The following is a 19,050-nucleotide window of genomic DNA, read 5'->3' as shown; positions in this document are numbered from 1 at the left end:
CCTTGTTGATCAACAGGAATTAAATAGGATCCCAGTTGATGACTTCGGGAGAGCGCTCAAGTTTGAAGAAGCTGCCTTTCAGTGCAGGTGCGGCCACTTCGGCAATCAGTTCAGGGGTCCAGCCGGTAGACATGTGAACTGAACGGATAGGACGAGGCTGGCTGAACAGCATGATTTCGTTGGCACGTACACCAAAGATCTGGCCGGTTACTTCAGAAGCGGCGTCACTGCCCAGATAAACGGCCATTGGCGCGATTTTATTGGCTTCCATTTTTTGCAATTTTGCAACGCGTGCTTTTTCTTCGGGTGTTTCGGCTGGAATGGAGCTGGTCATGCGGCTCCAGGCAAACGGAGCAATACAGTTTGAACGTACGTTGTAGCGGGCCATGTCAAGCGCAATAGACTTGGATAGGCCAACAATGCCCATTTTGGCGGCAGAGTAGTTGGACTGGCCAAAGTTGCCGATCAGGCCGGAAGTAGAGGTCATGTGTACGAAAGCACCGGATTCCTGTTCGCGGAAGTAAGGCGCAGCGGCACGGCTGACGAAGAATGAACCATGCAGGTGAACATCAATCACCTGGCGCCACTCTTCTTCGCTCATTTTGTGGAACAGACGGTCACGCAGGTTACCGGCGTTATTCACGATAATGTCAATTTTGCCGAAACTGTCAATCGCGGTCTGGATGATATTGTTGGCACCTTCGTAGCTGGCAACGCTATCCAGGTTGGGAACTGCCTGACCACCGGCCTTGATGATTTCATCAGCAACTGTTTTGGCCGGGCCGTCGCCACCGCCTTCACCGGTCAGGGAAACGCCAATGTCATTAACGACAACTTTGGCACCTGCTTTGGCATAAGCCAGGGCAATATCACGGCCAATACCGCCACCGGCACCGGTTACAACAACTACTTTTCCTTCTGCAATTCCGCTCATTTTTGATCTCCGAGGTTTTTTTAGGATATAAATAAGAATGCAACCATAAAAACACGATGTGTTCATGGTTTACACATATGGTTGGAGTATAGTAGGCCATAAAATGAATTTTACTTATTCATATTTTTTAACTACCCCCTTTCAATTTATTTAAGATGCGCTACGATTTAACGGATTTAAAATTATTTATCAATATTGGTGAGACATCGAATCTGACCCGTGCTGCCGAAAAGACCTTTCTTTCTTTACCAGCGGCCAGTGCTCGAATCAAGAATCTTGAAGAGTCGTTGAAGGTGCGATTATTGATCCGTCAGGTGACCGGGGTAAAAATGACCCCCGCTGGTGAGATCCTGCTTAAATATGCCAAAGGGGTTTTTCAGCAGCTCGATTGTCTGCATTCCGAACTGCAGCCTTTTTCAACCGGCATCAAAGGCAAGCTGAGAATTCTTGCCAACATGACTGCCACCCATTCTTTTTTATCTGAAGCCCTTTCTTCTTTCCTGCTTGAAAACCCCGATGTTGATATCGAGTTGGAAGAAAAACTGACCAAAGACATCGTTTCCGCCATTCGGGCCGGGTCTGCCGACTTGGGTATTGCATCTGGCAGCATCAATCTGGATGGGTTGGATATTGTTCCCCTTTTCAAGGACGAACTGGTGGTTATTACCGATCTTGAACATGAATTAAAAGATGTTGAAGAAATCAGGTTTGAGGATTTGATCGAAAAATATCAGTTTGTCGGGATTCACCCAGAAAGCGTCATTCAGTCATTCCTGGAAGAAAAAGCATACAAATTGGGCAAGCGCATTCATCAGCGTGTGTATGTGGGGAGTTTTGAAACGGTCTGCCGCATGGTTGACGCCAAGATTGGCCTGGCAATCGTGCCTATAGAATGTGCCCGTAATTACAGCAAGTCAGAGCGTTTGAATATTGTGCGCATCAGCAATGATTGGGCCAATCGCGAGCGCTTCATCTGTCGCCCGGGGGGCAAGGATATTCCTGCCTTTGCCGAGAAGTTCATCGAACACGTGATGAAAATTGCCGGTAACATCAAGCGGCAATAAGCATGGCTTTCAATTTCATGAGGGATGTCTTTTAAAAAGAAAAGGGTTAAAAGATAAAAAGAAACGGCATAATTGGCGGTTAAGTAAATAAAGGAGACGTTAATCATGCCGGTCTTATTCAAACATCGCAGAGCAGTTATTAAAACATTGGCAGCCGTAGTGGTGTCAGGTTTGCCTTTTGGCGCCAGTTGGGCGGATGCCGACAAGTGGCCAGAGCAGGCGGTTAATTTTGTGGTGCCATTTGCACCAGGCGGTCCGGTTGATACGGCAGCCCGCATTGTGACTGCACCCTTGAATGATAAATGGAAGCAGCCCATCGTGATTGATAACAAGGCGGGAGCAGGTGGTATTGTGGGTGCCCGATATTCCGCCAAGGCCAAACCCGATGGTTACAACTATTTCTTTACAGCTATTCATCATGCCATTTTGCCCAGTCTGAACGACAATCTGGGTTACGATGCCCAGAAAGATTTTGAGCCTGTCGGGGGTGTTGCGCGTTTTCCGTTAATTCTGGTGGCCCATCCTTCGCTGAATGTGAAGTCGGTCCAGGAATTGATTGACCTGGCCAAAGAAAAGCCCAATACCATTTCTTACAGTTCATCAGGTACGGGTGGCGGTACGCACCTGGCAGGCGAATTGTTTGCCAGTATGGCGGATGTCCAGTTGCAGCACATTCCTTACAAAGGCAGTGCACCTGCGGTACAGGATCTGGTGGGTGGGCAGGTACAGTTAATGTTTGCCGATGCCACTTCTGCCTTGCCCTTTATTAAAAGCGGTAAGGTGATCCCGTTGGGTGTGGGCAATAAAGAGCGCTCTGCCTTGGCACCTGATGTCCCCACCATTGCTGAATCCGGTTTGCCTGGCTATGAGGCTTATTCCTGGAGTGGTCTGTTTGCCCCCAAAGGCACACCGGCTGATGTTATTAAAAAGCTGAATGCAGACATGAATGAAAGCCTGAATACGCCCGAGATTATTGAAAAAATGAACGGTTCCGGCTCTGAGCCCATGCCTACAACGCCTGAAGAGTTTGGCCAGTTCCTGGATGTTGAAATCAAGAAGTGGCGCGATACGATCCAGAATGCCAACATTAAAGTTCAGGGTTAAAGTTTGAGTTTTGCCACCCGATAAAAAATCCGGCCATATGGCCGGATTTTTTTATATGGAACAGGTTCGCCGGATTATTGATTTGGCTGGATACCCGCTTTCTCAATCACTGCTTCCCAAAGCTTGTACTCACGATCCACTTTGGCTTTCAGGTCAGCGCCGTTACTGAATGTTCGGGTGTAGCCACCGGTTTCCATCAGTTTGTCAAACTCGGGGTTTTGGTCAATGTTTTGCAGGGCCACTTCAAGACGCTTTACAACATTTTCCGGCAAGCCTGCGGGGCCAACCAGGGCATACCATCCGGTTACGGCATAGTCTTCAATACCGGCTTCGATCATGGTCGGTACATCGGGCAGTGCCTTGTTGCGAGTGGCTGATGTGACGGCCAGCGGGCGGACTTTATCGCCGTTGATATAAGAAATGGCGGTGCCGCTAATGTCAAACATGAAAGAAATCTTGCCGCTCATCACGTCAACCATGGCGGGGGCATTGCCGCGGTAAGGTACATGCAGCATTTCCGTACCCGTTTTTTGCTTCATTAACTCGGCAGACAGCTGGTTGGAAGAACCAATACCGGCAGAACCGAAAGAAATGGCGTTGGGGTTGGCCTTGGCGTATTCAACCAGTTCCTTGACGGATTTGATGGGCAGGTCCTTGTTGGCGACCAGAACGTTGGTGTAGTCAACAATATTGCCAATATAGGTAAAGTCTTTGTCAAGATTGAGGTTGGCTGATTTCTGGATATGTGGCGTGATGGTGGGGGTAGGGCTGGCAATAAAATACAGGGTATAGCCATCGGGTTTGGAACGAATGACGGTTTCGGCGGCAATCATGCCACTGGCACCGGTTTTGTTTTCAATCACGACGGATTGCTTGAGTTCATCGGACAGGAATTTCGCAAATGAACGGGCTGCGGTATCAACCGGTCCGCCTGCCGCATAACCAACCAGCAGTTTGATGGGACGATCCGGCCATTCTGCCGCAAAGGCAGACATTGAAGCGGACAGGGCAGTAAGGGCAGTTGCTGCCACCAATAGTTTCTTGACTAACATAGGGTCTCCAGAAGATACAATCTTAAGGCAAATGCCTTAAAAAAGTTCAAAATTAAAATTTTAGATGTGCCAAAAGTTATTGAACTTTGGCACCTGATTTTTCAACGGCCACTTTCCATTTCTGGATTTCGCTGCTGATATGTTGTTTAAATTCATCCGGTGTTGAACCGGTGATTTCGTAGCCGTAACTGTTGAGTTGTTTTTTAATTTCAGGATCATTGGCCGCATCAACAAATGCCTTGTTCAGTTTCTCGACAATCGCATCAGGTGTTTTGGCCGGGGCAATAATTCCGTACCAGCCGTCAACCGTAAAGTCGGGCAGGCCAGATTCGCTAACGGTAGGGACATCGGGCAATACGTTTGAACGGTTTTTCCCGGTTACGGCCAGGCTTTTTAGCTTGCCGCTTTTAACGTGTGGCATGGAAGTGGAAATGCTGTCAAACATCAGGGAGACTTCCCCGCCCAACAAGGCGACGACTGCCGGGCCACTGCCCTTGTAAGGAACATGAATCATATCGGTGTCGGTGGCTGCCTTGAACAGTTCTGCGGCCAGGTGGCTGGTGTTGCCATTGCCTGCCGAGGCAAAGGTAAGGGCCCCCGGATTCTTTTTGGCGTAGTCGATGAGTTCACTGATATTGTTAGCCGGTGTCTTGTGGGGCGCAGCAACAAGCATGGGCAGGGTGGCCAACAGGGATACCGGTGCAAAATCCTCTTCAGTGTTGTAAGGCAATGAGGCGTACATGCTTGGATTGATGGCATGCGCAGCCAGTACCATCAGGACGGTATAACCATCAGGCTTTGATCTTGCCAGTTGGGAAGTGGCAATGCTGCCGCCAGCACCCGGCTTGTATTCAATCACAATGGGCTGGCCCAGGGCTTTTTGCATTTGCGCGGCAACCGGGCGAGCCAGCATGTCGGCACTGCCACCAGGAGGGTAAGGAATAAGCAAGGTGACTGGCTTGGTTGGGAAATTGTCGGCTTGTGCGTGGGCAACCGTCAATCCGCCACAAAATAATACGGTTCCCATGCCTGCCAATAATTTTGCAACGATCGTTTTTGATGCTTTCATTTTATGTCTCCTCGATTTATTTTTTGGAACCGCTTAGTTGCTGTAATAAGGTTGCTGGTTCTTGTCCAGAAGGATTTTTTTGGGTGGTGTTTCCGCCACCAGCTTGCCTTCGGTTTTTGCCTGCAGGTCTTCAAGGCTTAAACCGTCTACCATGGCATGTACGTGAAAGGCATTGTCTTTCACTTCAATCACGGCCAAGTCGGTATAGACCCAATCAACCACGCTGATACCGGTAAGCGGATAAGTGCAGGCATTCAGCAATTTGGGCTGTCCGTCCCGGGTGGTATGATCCAGCATGACAATGACATTTTTGGCGCCAACAGCCAGGTCCATGGCACCGCCAATGGCTGCGATGGCATCAGGTGCATCGGTAATCCAGTTGGCCAGGTCTCCGTTTACGGCTACCTGAAAGCCACCCAGAATGGAATAGTCCAGGTGACCGCCTCGCATCATGGCAAAAGAATTGGTGTGCTCGGTGATGGAAGCGCCTTCCAGAAGCGTGATGGGTGTGCGGCTGGCATTGATGATGTCGTAATCAATTTCATGATCAATGGCCGTGCGACCCATCCCTAAAATGCCGTTTTCGCTGTGAAGAATGATTTCCCGGTCTTCGGGCAGATAATCGGCAACCAGGGTTGGCATGCCAATGCCCAGGTTCACGTAGACGCCATCGGGCAGGGTTTGGGCGACAAGTTTGGCAATCTGGGCCCGGTTCAATGAAGTAATACTAGACATTGCCAGCTCCTGCCAGAACAATTGATTTGACAAAAATACCAGGTGTCATGACGTGTTCGGGGTGAATTTCCCCCAGTTCTACAATCCGGTCAACCTGGGCGATCGTGTTTTTGGCTGCCGTACTCATAACGGGATTGAAATTGCGGGCGGCCCAGCGATAAGTCAGGTTCCCCCAGCGATCCCCCAAATGGGCTTTGATCAGGGCGAAATCACCGTGCAGGGGTTGTTCAAGAATATAGCCTACGCCATCAACAACACGTTGTTCTTTGCCTTCGGCAACACGGGTGCCATAACCGGTGGGTGTAAAGAAGGGGCCCAGACCGGCACCGGCTGCGCGCAGGCGCTCGGCCAGTGTGCCTTGGGGCATGCATTCAAGCTCCACTTTGCCGGCACGGTAGGCTTGGGCAAACACATCCGATAAAGGCGGGCGTGGGTGCGAACAGATGATCTTGCGAACCTGTCCGTTTTTGATCAGGCCGGCTATGCCGATTTCGCGGGTACCCGCGTTATTGCTGATGATCGTCAGGTCTTTGGTGCCGATCTTCTGAAGGCTGGCCAGCAGCTCGAAAGGAATGCCGGCATCCCCAAAACCGCCAACGATGACGGAGGCACCGTTGGGGATTTGTTCCAGCGCTTCAAGATGGGATGAAACGATTTTATTGATCATGCTAAGTGTTAGTCCATTTTCAGATTGGCCGCTTTAACGGTATCGGCCCACAAGGCTTGCTGGTCTTCAATGAATTTGGCAAACTCTGCGGGCGTGTTGCCACCCGGCTGGCCGCCCATGGCGGCAAAACGGGCTTTTACGTCCTCGCTTTCCAGGGCATTTTTGGCGGCTTTATGAAGCTTGTTAACCACATCATCGGGGGTGCCGGCCGGTGCCAGCAGGCCAAACCATGCGGTCACCACCATGTTGTCAATACCGGCTTCTTTCATGGTGGGCACGTCGGGCAGTTCGGCAACCCGTTCATCGCTGGTCACTGCCAGTGCCTTGAACTTGCCAGACTTGATGGAAGGCAGTGAGCTGGGCAGGTTGTCAATCATGAAGGTGTATTGATTGCCAAGCAGGGCGCTGACGGCAGGGCCAGCGCCTTTATAGGGAATATGCTCGGCTTTCAGGTTGGCGCGTTGCATGAACATTTCTGCCGACATATGCGGAGACTGGCCTTTGCCAGATGAACCAAACGTTTGGTGCTGCTTGTTCTCGGAAACGTACTTGATCAGTTCGTCAACCGTATTGACAGGTGTTTGCTCATTGACAACCAGTACATTGGGTACTGAAATAACCAGGGAGATGGGGGCGAAATCTTCTTTTTTATAGGGAAGTGAATCGTACAGGCTGTAGTTAATGGCATTGGGGCCAATGTTACCCATGATCAAGGTATAACCATCGGGTTTGGATCGTACCAGTGCCTGGGTACCGATAATGCCAGCGGCACCCGCCTTGTTTTCAACCACAACGCTTTGACCCAGTTCCTTGCCCATTTTTTCACTGAGGATACGGGCCGCAATATCCGTGGTACCACCAGGCGCGGCGGGCACAATAATCGTGATATTTTGTTCTGGCCATTCAGCCATGGCAGAGGTGCTGAACAAAATGCCAAGCGAAAGGGCCAGTACTGATTTAATACGTTTCATAATGTCTCCGGTCTTATGGTTATGGGTTTGCCGGCCCTTTTCTGGAAAGGGCCGGTTGGGTGAATTTAAGTTTTTTATTAACACTTAAAGTGTTTCAGCGGTGCCCAGAATAGCGGTTGACTGGCTTGACAGCGTACCGCCATTGCCATGGACAACTGCCAGTTGAGCACCGTTCACCTGGCGCTCGCCACAGCTGCCACGCAATTGACGTACTGCTTCGATCAGGATGAAAATGCCATACATGCCGGGGTGAACGCAGGACAGGCCACCGCCGTTGGTGTTGACTGGCAAGATGCCGCCTGGGGCAATATTGCCATTGCTCACGAATGCACCGCCTTCGCCTTTTTTGCAGAAACCCAGGTCTTCCAGGAACAGGATCGTGTTAATGGTAAAGGCGTCATATACTTCGACCACATCAATATCAGACGGTTTTACGCCGGCCATTTCAAAGGCGATCTTGCCTGATTGTTGTGCCGCGGTAACGGTCAGGTCTTGCATGGAGGAAATCTGGCGGTTCCAGCAGGCGGTTGAGTTACCCAGGACATACACTGGTTTTTGTTTCATGTTTTTGGCGCGGTCGGCACGTACCAGCACGAATGCACCGGCTCCATCGGTGACCAGACAGCAGTCACGAACGGTGAGTGGGTCGGAAACCATTTTTGAGGACAGGACGTCTTCAATCGTGAGTGGATCACGCATGGTGGCTTCCGGGTTCATTTGTGCCCATTTACGTGCTGCAACGGCCACTTCAGCCAGGTTTTCACGGGTGGTGCCGTACTGATGCATGTGACGTGCTGCAGCCAAAGCGTAGGAGCTGAGCGGACTCAGCGGGTTGTACGGATTTTCATAAGGCTGTGGATCCATTTGCTTGCGCATATTGCCGATGGCGCTGCGGCTAAGCGTAGAGGTGCGCTGTGTGCTGCCATAGCAGACCAGTACGGCATTGCATTGACCGGATTCCAGTGCCTGGATCGCCGGCATTAAATGAGCTACAAAGCTGGAGCCGCCAATCATGGTGCTGTCAATAAAGGTGGGACGAATACCCAGGTGTTCGATAACCGGCATGACCCACATGGTGGAAGCTACGCTGGCGGTGGCAATGCCATCAATATCCTGCATGGTCAGGCCTGCATCATCAACGGCACGCTTGGCCGCCTGGATCAGGATTTCCATTTCGGTGTAACCGGTTGCCATACCCAGACCTGCTTGCCCTACACCGACAACAGCGGCAGCACCCCTTAGTTTTTTGTCAATCATTTTTATGCTCCTGCTGGTGTGAAAATAACGATGTTCTGGTCGCCAGACTGGCGAATGCCTGCCTGGACTTTCTGGCCGATTTTCACCTCATCGGGTGCAATGCCTTCCACATGCGCCATCATGCGCGGACCTTCATCCAGGTCGATCAGGGCAACGTTATAGTCACCACCTGCGTCCGGTTTGCGGCGGATAACAGTGGTGGAGTAAACGGTTCCCTTACCTGAGGGTGCGTACCATTCAAGTTCATCCGAACCACAGTTTGGGCAGACCATGCGTGGAAAGAAAATACTTTTGCTGCAATCGCTGCAGCGTTGAATCAGGAAGTTTCCCTGGGCAAGTTGATCGTGGTAATGCTTTTCGGCACCCACGCTTAGAGATTTATTTTGCGTCATGAAAATTCTCGTAAAGTGATAATAAACGTATTCATAGTGGGCTACAGTATTCCTCTATATGAAATTTAAGACAATCTTGTTTTTATGAAGTCTGTCTTAAGACGGATTTAATTATGGTTTCTACTAATACGACGGGATACTGATATGTTTTTCGCTTCAGCCTTTCTTGAATGGGGGGTTCCAAAAAAGTAAATTGTGAAACCCTGTTTTTTGTAGTGTCATAGCATGAATTAAAAAATGGAGGACATTATGGATCTGAATTTAACGCAGGAAGATATTGCATTTCGGGAAGAGGTCAGGCAGTTTGTGGCAACGTCCTTGCCCCAGGACATTAAAGACAAGGTGTTCAAACACCAAAGGCTGGATAACAATGATTACATCCGTTGGCATCGTGTGCTGGATGATCATGGTTGGGGTGCACCCAGCTGGCCGGTCGAGTTCGGTGGGACCGGCTGGAGTGCATTGCAAAAACTGATTTTTGAAATTGAAAGCTTTAAGGGTGGGGCCCCTCGCCTGCTGCCGTTTGGCCTAAGCATGATTGGTCCTGTCTTGATGAAATATGCCAGTCCTGAAATGCAGCAGCGCTTTTTGCCTCGCATGTTAAGAATTGAAGATTGGTGGTGCCAGGGTTATTCCGAACCGGGTTCGGGCTCTGACCTGGCTTCACTGAAAACCCGTGCCGAGAAAACCCCTGAAGGTTATGTGGTGAACGGGCAAAAAACCTGGACCACGCTTGGTCAGTATGCCGACTGGATGTTCTGCCTGGTTCGTACCGATCCTGATGCCAAGCCACAACGCGGTATTTCCATGCTGTTGATTGATATGCGACAGCCTGGCGTGACGGTGCGCCCCATTAAAACGCTGGATGGCGGCCATGACGTGAATGAGGTTTGGCTGGAAAATGTCAAAGTGCCTTATGAAAACCTGGTGGGTAACGAAAACGAAGGCTGGACTTATGCCAAATATCTGCTGGGTCATGAGCGTACCGGTATTGCCGGTATCGGTTTATGTTATCGCGAGTTGCAGATCCTTAAAAACCTGGCCGCTGAAGTACAGTGGAATGGCAAGCCGGCCAACCAGGATGTTCGCATGAAAGACCGGATTTCCCTGATTGAGGCGGATATTCTTTCCCTTGAAATGATGTTGTTGCGCGTGGCGGCAGACAGTACGCAAGGTCCGGGCCCACAGGCGTCCGTCCTGAAAATCCGTGGTTCGGAAATCCAGCAGGATCTGGCACGCCTGCAGCTTGAAGTCATGGGCTTGAACAGCTGGCCTTATAGCCCGTCCTGGCTGGAAGCCGGAGAGGATGTGTTTGGACCGGGACACCCGTTTGCGGCAGCCGCATCGGCCAATTATTTTGATATGCGCAAAACCACGATTTACGGTGGTACGACAGAAGTTCAGAAATCCATTATTGCCAAGCAGATTCTGGATGTATGAAGGGTTGTTGAACGTAGAACAAAGAACTAAGGGATTTTGGAGAAAATAATGGATTTTGCATATAGTCAAGAACAGCAAATGCTGGCGGAAAGCCTGGGCAGGGTAGTTAAAGAAGATTGGAGTTTTGAAAAACGGCGCCAGCGCCAGCAGAACAATGAACTGGACAGCAACAGCTGGAACACCCTGGCCGAGCTGGGGGTGCTGGGTCTGAGCGTACCGGCCGAGTATGACGGTTTTGGTGAGTCTGCGTCTTCCTTGCTGGCCATTCATCAGGAATTGGGGCGTGGTCTGGTTTCCGAGCCGGTTGTGCCCAGCGCGGTTATTTGTGCCAGAATTCTGGCCAACAGCGATCACGAAGCGCTCAAGCAGCAATACTTGAGTGCGATTGCCAGTGGACAAACCATTTTCAGCCTGGCGTATCAGGAAAGCCAGCGTAGCGACAATCTGGCAAACATTGACACACAGGTCGTCCTCCAGGATGGCCAGTTGGTGTTGTCTGGGCAGAAGCAGGCAGTATGGCATGCCGGTGCTGCCCATGCATTTGTCGTGAGCGCTTTGCTCAATAATGAACTGGCTTTGCTGGTTGTGCCTGCAGGCGTGGAAGGGATTGTCATTAACGACTACCCCACCATGGATGGCAGCCGTTGTGGCAATGTGGATTTTGCTGGCGTGCGGCTTGATGAATCTGCTTTGCTGGCAAACGGTGAGGCTGCCTTGCAATTGCTGAACCAGGGGCTGGATGACGGTATTGTTGCCTTGTGTGCTCATGCCGCCGGTGCCATGGATCATCTGTTGCAGATCACGGTTGAGTATCTTAAAACCCGTCAGCAATTTGGCAAACCACTGGCCCAGTTCCAGGTGCTGCAACACCGTCTGGCTGATATGTACATCCAGAAAGAAGTGGCCTTGTCCATGGCCTATGTGGCAGCGGCCGGGGCAGGTGAGCCTGACCAGGATAAAAAGCGTCGCATGCTGTCTTCGGCCAAGATCAAGGTGGCGATGGCCGGTCGTTTTATTGGTGAGAGTGCCGTGCAGTTGCATGGCGGTATGGGCATGACCCATGAGCTTGAGGTGGGCGATTATTTCAAACGTCTGATATTTATTGATTATTTACTGGGTGATACCCAATATCATCTGAAACAGCTGGAGGCCCTGGAATGATTGCCAAATTATATGAAACCATTCTGTTTGCTTATCGCGAAGGCGTGGCTTACATTACCCTTAACCGTCCCGAGCGCTTGAACAGTTTTACGGCAAAAATGCATGATGAGCTTAAGGATGTCCTTTCCCTGCTGGAGTCCCGGGTGGATTTGCGAGGCGTTATTTTGACCGGTGCCGGGCGGGGGTTTTGTGCCGGTCAGGATTTAAGTGAGCGTAAGCCCCTGCAACCGGGTGAAGTGCGTGATTTGGGTGAAAGCCTTGAGAATAATTACAAGCCACTGGTTTTGCGTTTGCGTGCCTTGCCAGTACCCGTGGTGTGTTTTGTCAATGGGGTAGCGGCGGGTGCCGGGTTTAGCCTGGTATTGGCCTGTGATATTATTTATGCCGTACAATCAGCCAAATTCATTCAGGCGTTTGCCAAAATCGGTTTGATTCCCGATGCCGGCTCAACCCACTTCCTGCCGCGTCTTATTGGTACGCAACGCGCCATGGCCGCTTCCATGCTGGCCCAGCCGATTTCTGCCGAACAGGCCCAGGCGTGGGGAATGATCTGGAAATGCATTCCAGATGAGTCCTTGCAGGATGAAATTGCGCAAATGCATCAAACCCTGTTGAGTGGGGCCACCAAAGCTTTGGCAGCCACCAAACAGGCGATTTATGCCAGCAGTGAAAACTCACTGGAACAGCAGCTTGACCTGGAAACCGAATTGCAGCGGGAAATGGGAGCAACCGAAGATTATCGGGAGGGTTCCGTGGCTTTTCTTGAAAAACGGCCTCCTGTGTTTCGGGGCACCTAGTCTTTGTTCATTGCCCCGACCTTAGGGGCTGGCAGGCCAGTCAAAGCGGTGTAAACAAACACCGTTTTTTTTTATCTCTATATAGCCACCGCGAACCGGTTCGCGGTCATATTCCCAGTCGGGCAACACCCAGCGTTCAACTATGTTGCCATGAAGTGTGCTTGTGTGATGGCCCGGCTTATGGGTGTGGCCATGGATCAGGGTATGAACCTGGGTGTTTTCAAGGAAGGCCTGTTCTATCGCGGCAGCAGAGACGTCCATCATGGCGTTGTTTTTATATTGATGCGAGTTTTTGCTTTTGTTGCGAATGTGGTTGGCTATACGATGACGCAAACGGCGGGGTAGGGCAAGGAATGTGGCCTGGATAAAGCGGTTGTGCACGATTTTTCTGAATCGTAGGTAGCCCGGGTCATCGGTACAGTATTCATCTCCGTGACTGAGACGGATAGGGCCGGCTGCCGATTCTATGACAACCATGTCTGCCAGGAGGGTCGCGTTTATCTGTTGGGCCAGTTTGTGCCGGATAAGAAAATCGCGGTTGCCATGCATTAAATACAGGGGAATCCGGGTGGCTGTTTTTTCGAGTTGGCCAAGGGCCTCTTGCAGCCAGGGCTCGGGTGATTTCAGGGCGATGTCGTCACCGGCCCAGAAATCAAAAATATCCCCGACCAGTATCAGTGCATTGGCCTGGGCCCGCGCACTGTCCAGGAAAGCATAAAAAGCCTGTCTGGTCCTGGGAATATGCTCGCCCAGATGAATATCCGAGGCGAGCCAGAGGGTTCCGTCAAGCGAAAGTTTATTCAACGATGCTGGCTTTCTGGATAACCACGTCATCGACAGGGACGTCCTGGTGGAAACCACGGTTGCCGGTTTTCACGTTTTCAATCTGGTCAACGACTTCAGTGCCTTCCACGACTTTACCGAAAACGGCATAGCCCCAGCCTTGGGTGGTGGGAGCGGTGAAATTCAGGAAGTCGTTATCACGGGAGTTGATGAAAAACTGGGCCGAGGCAGAATGAGGGTCTTGGGTGCGTGCCATGGCAATGGTGTATTTGTCGTTTTTCAGACCGTTGTCGGCTTCGTTTTTGATGGGGTCACGGGTGTTTTTCTCTTTCATGCCCGGTTGCATGCCACCGCCCTGGATCATGAAGTTTTTAATGACGCGGTGAAAAATAACGTTGTCATAAAAGCCTTCCTTGACATAGCCCAGAAAGTTTTCGGCAGTCACGGGGGCTTTTTCGGTATTCAGTTCAATAACGATATCGCCGTGATTGGTTTCCAGTTTGACACGGGGTAGTGTGCTCATTGTTGATTCCTTTGTTGATAGTGAGGTTTCAGCAGCCAGTGAAACAGGCATAATTGCCAGCCCACTGAGCAATACTAGTGAACGGGCAAGCAGGCTTGCCCTGGAAAATAAATGCATGCTTAGTTTCCGTTGATGATTTGTTTGGTTGCCGCGGCCTGTTTCGCGGCACCGGCAACCCCGTTTTGTACGGCCTGGTCAAAAGAGTGGTTGGCCATGATGAGCTGAACCAGCCCCAGGTTGCGATGGGCGATACCATATTTGGGGTTGATGCCAACGGCCATTTTCAGGGATTGATAAGCCTGATCCAGTAAACCCGCTTGCAGTTGCAGGGTGGCCATATTGTTCCAGGGCTCGGCAAGCTCAGGATATTTGCCGGTCATGTCCAGGTAAACGTTAATGGCCTCGGTGGTTCTTCCAAGACCGGTCAGGGCACGCGCGCGCAAGAAACGCAGCTGCACATCGGTGCCGGGTTGTTCCATATAAGAAACCGTTGGCTGTTTTTTTTCAATTTCATTCAGGGCCTGCTGGAATTTTCCGCTGGCAATGAGTTGGTTGATGCGAAGGCTGGCCTGCACCGGTGTTTCAGGAAGCGAGGTGTCAACCGAGGGTTCAAGCTTTTTCAGCACATCGGCCAGCGCCTGCCAGCCACCATCGGGTTTGATGGCCGAGGGTTCCTGTGCAATTGCCCCATGCATGAAGAGTGAAATTGCAGCGATACCGGCCCATTTGAAAAAAATTAATCGTTGTCTCACTGATCATCCAAAAAATAATTGATCCATAAATTAAACCAGGTGCAGATATGCAGATGGAATTGCTATACTTCCGTTATTGCGTATTTTAGCCTCAGTTCAGATTAGAACGTATTAAACTCTCACTGAACCTGATTAAATTCTTCGATTAACTGCATCCGTCATGTTTGCCGGATGATTTTCTGTTTCTTTTTTCTATGCATATCTATAACTCTTTATCCCGTACGAAAGAGCCGTTCAGGACGGTTGAACCCAATAAGGTGCGCATGTATGTATGCGGGATGACGGTGTATGACTATTGCCATCTGGGGCATGCCCGGATGCTGGTCAGCTTTGATGTCGTGCAGCGCTGGTTGCGGGAAAAGGGATACGAAGTTACCTATGTGCGTAACATTACGGATATTGACGATAAAATCATTCGCAAAGCGGTGGCCACCAATAAAACCCTGGCTGAAGTGACCGGTTTTTATACCGATGCCATGCATGCCGATGAGCGGGCCCTGGGTGTCCAGTCGCCCGATCACGAGCCTCGTGCCACTTTGCACGTGCCAGGCATGCTTGAAATCATCCAGCGTTTGCAAGACAAGGGTCTGGCCTATCAATCTGATGATGGTGATGTCAATTTTGCTGTCCGTAAATTTGACGGTTATGGCAAATTGTCAGGCCGTTCACTGGACGATATGCGCGCGGGTGAGCGGGTGGCGGTTTCCTCCAGCAAGCAGGATCCGCTTGATTTTGTCCTGTGGAAATCAGCCAAGGAAGATGAACCCGATGACTCCAAATGGGCATCGCCTTATGGGTTCGGACGTCCAGGCTGGCATATTGAATGCTCGGCCATGAGTAAAGAATTGCTGGGCTTGCCCCTGGATATCCATGGGGGTGGTCCCGACCTGAAATTTCCTCACCATGAAAATGAGATAGCCCAGACCGAAGGTGCTTATGGCGGCAATCTGGCCAATTTCTGGATGCATTGCGGTCCTTTAATGGTGGATAACGACAAAATGTCGAAGTCTTTGGGCAATTTCCGTACCATTCGTCAAACCGTGGGTGTCCGGGAAGAGGCCAGCGAGTCGGCGGATTACGAGTGGAATTTGCGTGAAGCCGAAATGTTGCGCTTTTTTATTGTGCGCAATCATTACCGCAGTCCGCAAAACTTTACGCCTGATAACCTGTTCGATGCCCAGGCTGCCATTGATCGCATTTACCAGACGCTGAACAATGTGGGCGTGCAGGAAGCAGGTATAGACTGGTCTTCCAGTTACGCAGCCGCTTTCAAGGCTGCCATGGATGATGACTTCAATACGGCAGTGGCGGTTTCTGTGCTGTTTGAAATGGCCACCGAGGCCAATCGCCTGAAGTCCAAAGAGCTGGCGGGTCAGATCAAGGCATTGGGGGGCGTTCTGGGTTTGTTGTCACATGATCCTGAAACCTATCTGCGTTCGGTAACCCGCTATACCCGTAAAAATCCTGGGTCAGCCGATATTGACGTGCTTGGTGAAGACCAGATCAACGCCATGGTTGAACAACGCCTGCAGGCCAAAAAAGACAAGGACTTTGCCCTGGCCGACCAGATTCGTAACACGCTTAAAGAAGCTGGCGTGGAACTGGAAGATAAACCGGGCGGACTCACACAATGGCGCAGGGTATAGGGGCAAAAAATGACACAAGCAATACCCGGGCAGGCCTGCAAACCTGATTACTGGGATGAGGCGGTTAACTATTTAATGAAACGGGATCGCATTTTGCGCAAGATCATTCCCGATCATGACGGAGTCTGGCTGGCCAGCAATAAAACGCCTTTTGTTACATTGGCGCGTGCCATTGTGGGCCAACAGGTATCTGTCAATACCGCTGAAGCGACCTGGAAAAAATTTACCGCCTTGTGCGGCAGTCGTCCTGCACCGGCCAAGGTTTTGGAATATGATGTCGAGCAGCTTCGGGCTGCCGGTCTGGCAAAAAGAAAATCGGAGTACATTCTGGATTTAGCCATGCACTTCAATGAAAAGAAGGTGCATCCGGCAAAATGGTCTAAAATGAGCGATGAGGAAATTGTTGATGAGCTGTGCAGCATTCGTGGCATAGGTCGCTGGACGGCAGAAATGTTTTTAATATTCAACCTGCATAGGCCGGATGTTTTACCTTTGGATGACCCAAGGCTGTTAAAAGCAATCTCAATGCATTACTTTAGCGGAGAGCCGGTATCCCGCTATGAAGCCAGAGAGGTGGCGCAAACGTGGCAACCCTGGCGAACAGTGGCAACCTGGTATTTATGGCGTAGCCAGGAATCCGTTGCCGAATAAGCCCACTTCCAGCCAGATTCATATTAAAATCAAAAACCATGAAATTTACTTTTTTAGACTTTGAAAAACCCATTGCCGAGCTTGAGCAGAAAATTGAACAACTGCGTCATGTCTCTTCAGATTCAGCTGTAGATATTTCTGAAGAAATTGGACGTTTGCAGCAAAAAAGCGAAGCGCTGACCACTAATATTTATGCCAAGCTCACCCCTTGGCAGACGGCCATGGTGGCACGTCATCCACAACGCCCTTATACGTTTGACTATATCCGTGAAATCTTTACCGATTTTCATGAACTGCATGGTGATCGCATGTTCAAGGATGACCAGGCCATTGTGGGTGGTTTGGCACGTTTTAATGGCGAAGCCTGCATGGTGATCGGTCACCAGAAAGGGCGTGACACCAAAGAGCGGGCAAGGCGTAACTTTGGCATGCCGCGTCCTGAGGGCTATCGCAAGGCATTGCGTTTGATGCGTCTGGCTGAAAAATTCAATTTGCCTGTTTTTACTTTTGTGGATACCCCGGGTGCTTATCCCGGTATTGATGCCGAAGAACGTGGTCAGTCAGAGGCCATTGGACATAACCTGTATGCCATGGCCGAACTGAAAGTGCCTATTATTGCCACTATTATTGGTGAGGGCGGTTCAGGCGGTGCTTTGGCCATTGCCGTGGGTGATGTGGTGCAAATGCTGCAGTATTCCACCTATAGTGTTATTTCTCCCGAAGGTTGTGCATCCATTTTATGGCGCAGTGCTGATAAGGCTCCTGTTGCCGCCGAGGCCCTGTCCATCACGGCCAACCGTTTGCTTGAACTGGGCCTGATCGACCGGATTGTGCCCGAGCCCGTGGGGGGGGCGCACCGTGATGTCACTGCCATGTCACGAACCCTGCGTCGTGCCTTAAGCGAGGCATTGCGTCAGGTTGCCAATGTAGATCCCCAGGAACTCATTAATAAGCGCCTGGAACGTTTGTTGTCATATGGCCGGATTCAAGAATAAACAGCCCGGTCAGTCAAAAGCGTCTTTTCTTAAAGACGCTTTTTTATCGCCCCCTCTGCATGCCTTTTTTCGTATGGCCAAACGCCAGCACATACCGGTAGTGGCGGTGGGCGTCAGTGGCGGGCCCGATTCGGCCATGTTGCTGGTTTATGCCGCACATATTGCCCGCCAATATCAGGTAAAGGTTCAGGGGGTGCACGTACACCATGGTTTGCAGGCGATTGCCGATCAATGGGTCTTGCATACGCGGGCGCTGGCTAAAATGCTAGAGGTGGATTGCAGCATTGAATATGTCAGGGTAGATGCGGCATCAGGCCTGGGTACAGAAGCCGCAGCCAGAAATGCACGCTACCGGGCTTATGAGGACTTTTCGGCCAGAACCGGTATCCGTCATTTTTTGTTGGCTCACCATCTTTATGACCAGACGGAAACTGTTTTGCTTCGTTTGTTGCGGGGCGCCGGTGTGCAGGGGATGGCGGCTATGGGTGCACATACGCAAAGGGGGGCGTTGCATTTTTATCGCCCCTGGCTGGAAGTGAGTCGTCAGAACATTCTGGACGCGGCCGAACAATTTGCCTTGGAAACCGGCTGGCAGGCCGTGCACGACCCTACCAATCTGGACCCTAAATATACCCGTGCCGCCGTGCGTGAAATGCTGGTGCCCGCGCTTGATGAGCGCTGGCCAGGATGGCGTAAAAATCTGGCCCGGCACAGTCGCTTAATGGCGGAAAACACCTTGTTGTTAAAGGATCTGGCGCAATATGATTATGCAATGCTGGATGCCGATAGTGATAATCGCAGTTTTTCTTTAAGAAAATGGCGTGAGTTGCCCGAGCATCGACAAGCTAATTTGCTACGTTATTGGCTTGATCTGCAAAATATCGCCATGCCAACCGAAGCACGGCTCGGCGAGTGGATAAAGCAGCTGCGTCAGCTTCACCAAATGGGGTCTGATCGTAACCTGCGGTTAAAACATGGCAATTATGAGGTACGTGTGCTTAATGGCCGGGTTGTCATGGTTCCTGGCCAGTCAAAGGATTAAAATGAAACCTGGCTT

Annotated in this window: 20 protein-coding genes; 9 read left to right on the top strand and 11 right to left on the bottom strand. The window is 50.8% G+C overall.

Annotation, left to right across the window (positions count from 1 at the left end; translation table 11 throughout):
- Positions 1-19: 19 nt before the first annotated feature.
- Complete coding sequence (locus HCX92_RS12025; RefSeq protein WP_169295205.1) at positions 20-934, bottom strand: SDR family NAD(P)-dependent oxidoreductase; 915 nt, start codon at positions 932-934, stop codon at positions 20-22.
- Positions 935-1,089: 155 nt separating this feature from the next.
- On the opposite strand from HCX92_RS12025, the gene HCX92_RS12020 reads away from it, so the two are divergent.
- Positions 1,090-1,998 (top strand): LysR substrate-binding domain-containing protein, encoded by a 909-nt coding sequence (locus tag HCX92_RS12020; protein WP_169295204.1) that lies wholly within the window; start codon positions 1,090-1,092, stop codon positions 1,996-1,998.
- Positions 1,999-2,103: 105 nt separating this feature from the next.
- Entirely contained in the window at positions 2,104-3,102 is a 999-nt protein-coding gene (locus HCX92_RS12015; protein ID WP_169295203.1) for a tripartite tricarboxylate transporter substrate binding protein, read from the top strand.
- Positions 3,103-3,176: 74 nt separating this feature from the next.
- On the opposite strand, the gene HCX92_RS12010 is transcribed toward HCX92_RS12015, so the two are convergent.
- The 7 genes from HCX92_RS12010 to HCX92_RS11980 all read right to left on the bottom strand — a co-directional run bounded on the left by HCX92_RS12010 (position 3,177) and on the right by HCX92_RS11980 (position 9,245).
- Positions 3,177-4,154, bottom strand: coding sequence for a tripartite tricarboxylate transporter substrate binding protein (locus HCX92_RS12010; protein ID WP_169295202.1), 978 nt, complete (start codon positions 4,152-4,154; stop codon positions 3,177-3,179).
- Between the two features lie 76 nt (positions 4,155-4,230).
- Positions 4,231-5,223: a tripartite tricarboxylate transporter substrate binding protein gene (locus tag HCX92_RS12005; RefSeq protein ID WP_169295201.1), complete on the bottom strand. Its 993-nt coding sequence runs from the start codon at positions 5,221-5,223 to the stop codon at positions 4,231-4,233.
- 33 nt (positions 5,224-5,256) lie between these two features.
- Positions 5,257-5,958: a 3-oxoacid CoA-transferase subunit B gene (locus tag HCX92_RS12000; protein ID WP_169295200.1), complete on the bottom strand. Its 702-nt coding sequence runs from the start codon at positions 5,956-5,958 to the stop codon at positions 5,257-5,259.
- Entirely contained in the window at positions 5,951-6,625 is a 675-nt protein-coding gene (locus HCX92_RS11995; RefSeq protein WP_169295199.1) for a 3-oxoacid CoA-transferase subunit A, read from the bottom strand. Before HCX92_RS11995 ends, HCX92_RS12000 begins: the two co-directional genes overlap by 8 nt.
- A gap of 8 nt (positions 6,626-6,633) precedes the next feature.
- Positions 6,634-7,596: a tripartite tricarboxylate transporter substrate binding protein gene (locus HCX92_RS11990; protein WP_169295198.1), complete on the bottom strand. Its 963-nt coding sequence runs from the start codon at positions 7,594-7,596 to the stop codon at positions 6,634-6,636.
- Positions 7,597-7,680: 84 nt separating this feature from the next.
- The gene (locus HCX92_RS11985) at positions 7,681-8,853 is read right to left on the bottom strand and encodes a thiolase (RefSeq protein WP_169295197.1); all 1,173 of its coding nucleotides are present in this window, start codon (positions 8,851-8,853) and stop codon (positions 7,681-7,683) included.
- A gap of 2 nt (positions 8,854-8,855) precedes the next feature.
- On the bottom strand, positions 8,856-9,245 hold the full coding sequence (locus tag HCX92_RS11980; protein WP_169295196.1) for a Zn-ribbon domain-containing OB-fold protein: 390 nt from the start codon (positions 9,243-9,245) through the stop codon (positions 8,856-8,858).
- A 249-nt stretch (positions 9,246-9,494) separates the two neighbouring features.
- Between HCX92_RS11980 and HCX92_RS11975 the strand changes: the two genes are divergently transcribed.
- Genes HCX92_RS11975 through paaG form a run of 3 tightly spaced genes read left to right on the top strand, consistent with a single transcriptional unit; the run spans position 9,495 to position 12,643 of the window.
- Positions 9,495-10,685, top strand: a complete 1,191-nt coding sequence (locus HCX92_RS11975) for an acyl-CoA dehydrogenase family protein (protein ID WP_169295195.1) — start codon at positions 9,495-9,497, stop codon at positions 10,683-10,685.
- Positions 10,686-10,733: 48 nt separating this feature from the next.
- Positions 10,734-11,846 carry an acyl-CoA dehydrogenase family protein gene (locus HCX92_RS11970; RefSeq protein WP_169295194.1) on the top strand — a complete coding sequence of 371 codons (1,113 nt, stop codon included), beginning with the start codon at positions 10,734-10,736 and terminating at the stop codon, positions 11,844-11,846.
- Positions 11,843-12,643: a 2-(1,2-epoxy-1,2-dihydrophenyl)acetyl-CoA isomerase PaaG gene (gene paaG, locus HCX92_RS11965; protein WP_169295193.1), complete on the top strand. Its 801-nt coding sequence runs from the start codon at positions 11,843-11,845 to the stop codon at positions 12,641-12,643. The genes HCX92_RS11970 and paaG overlap by 4 nt, the downstream gene beginning before the upstream one ends.
- Positions 12,644-12,664: 21 nt before the next feature.
- On the opposite strand, the gene HCX92_RS11960 is transcribed toward paaG, so the two are convergent.
- From HCX92_RS11960 to HCX92_RS11950, 3 genes are all read right to left on the bottom strand, one after another.
- Positions 12,665-13,447 (bottom strand): UDP-2,3-diacylglucosamine diphosphatase, encoded by a 783-nt coding sequence (locus tag HCX92_RS11960; RefSeq protein WP_169295192.1) that lies wholly within the window; start codon positions 13,445-13,447, stop codon positions 12,665-12,667.
- Positions 13,440-13,949: a peptidylprolyl isomerase gene (locus HCX92_RS11955; RefSeq protein ID WP_211182384.1), complete on the bottom strand. Its 510-nt coding sequence runs from the start codon at positions 13,947-13,949 to the stop codon at positions 13,440-13,442. Before HCX92_RS11955 ends, HCX92_RS11960 begins: the two co-directional genes overlap by 8 nt.
- Before the next feature lie 119 nt (positions 13,950-14,068).
- Complete coding sequence (locus tag HCX92_RS11950; RefSeq protein WP_169295190.1) at positions 14,069-14,701, bottom strand: tetratricopeptide repeat protein; 633 nt, start codon at positions 14,699-14,701, stop codon at positions 14,069-14,071.
- Between the two features lie 194 nt (positions 14,702-14,895).
- Between HCX92_RS11950 and cysS the strand changes: the two genes are divergently transcribed.
- The 4 genes from cysS to tilS are packed head-to-tail and all read left to right on the top strand — an operon-like array spanning position 14,896 to position 19,035.
- On the top strand, positions 14,896-16,347 hold the full coding sequence (cysS, locus tag HCX92_RS11945) for a cysteine--tRNA ligase (RefSeq protein ID WP_169295189.1): 1,452 nt from the start codon (positions 14,896-14,898) through the stop codon (positions 16,345-16,347).
- Between the two features lie 9 nt (positions 16,348-16,356).
- Positions 16,357-16,998: a DNA-3-methyladenine glycosylase gene (locus HCX92_RS11940; protein WP_169295188.1), complete on the top strand. Its 642-nt coding sequence runs from the start codon at positions 16,357-16,359 to the stop codon at positions 16,996-16,998.
- A 38-nt stretch (positions 16,999-17,036) separates the two neighbouring features.
- Entirely contained in the window at positions 17,037-17,993 is a 957-nt protein-coding gene (locus tag HCX92_RS11935; protein WP_169295187.1) for an acetyl-CoA carboxylase carboxyltransferase subunit alpha, read from the top strand.
- Complete coding sequence (gene tilS, locus HCX92_RS11930; RefSeq protein WP_246587363.1) at positions 17,974-19,035, top strand: tRNA lysidine(34) synthetase TilS; 1,062 nt, start codon at positions 17,974-17,976, stop codon at positions 19,033-19,035. The genes HCX92_RS11935 and tilS overlap by 20 nt, the downstream gene beginning before the upstream one ends.
- The last annotated feature ends 15 nt before the right edge of the window (positions 19,036-19,050 follow it).

This window comes from Advenella sp. EE-W14, assembly GCF_012923605.1.
GTDB lineage: Bacteria > Pseudomonadota > Gammaproteobacteria > Burkholderiales > Burkholderiaceae_B > Advenella > Advenella alkanexedens.
This window is presented reverse-complemented; position numbering and strand designations above follow the sequence as displayed.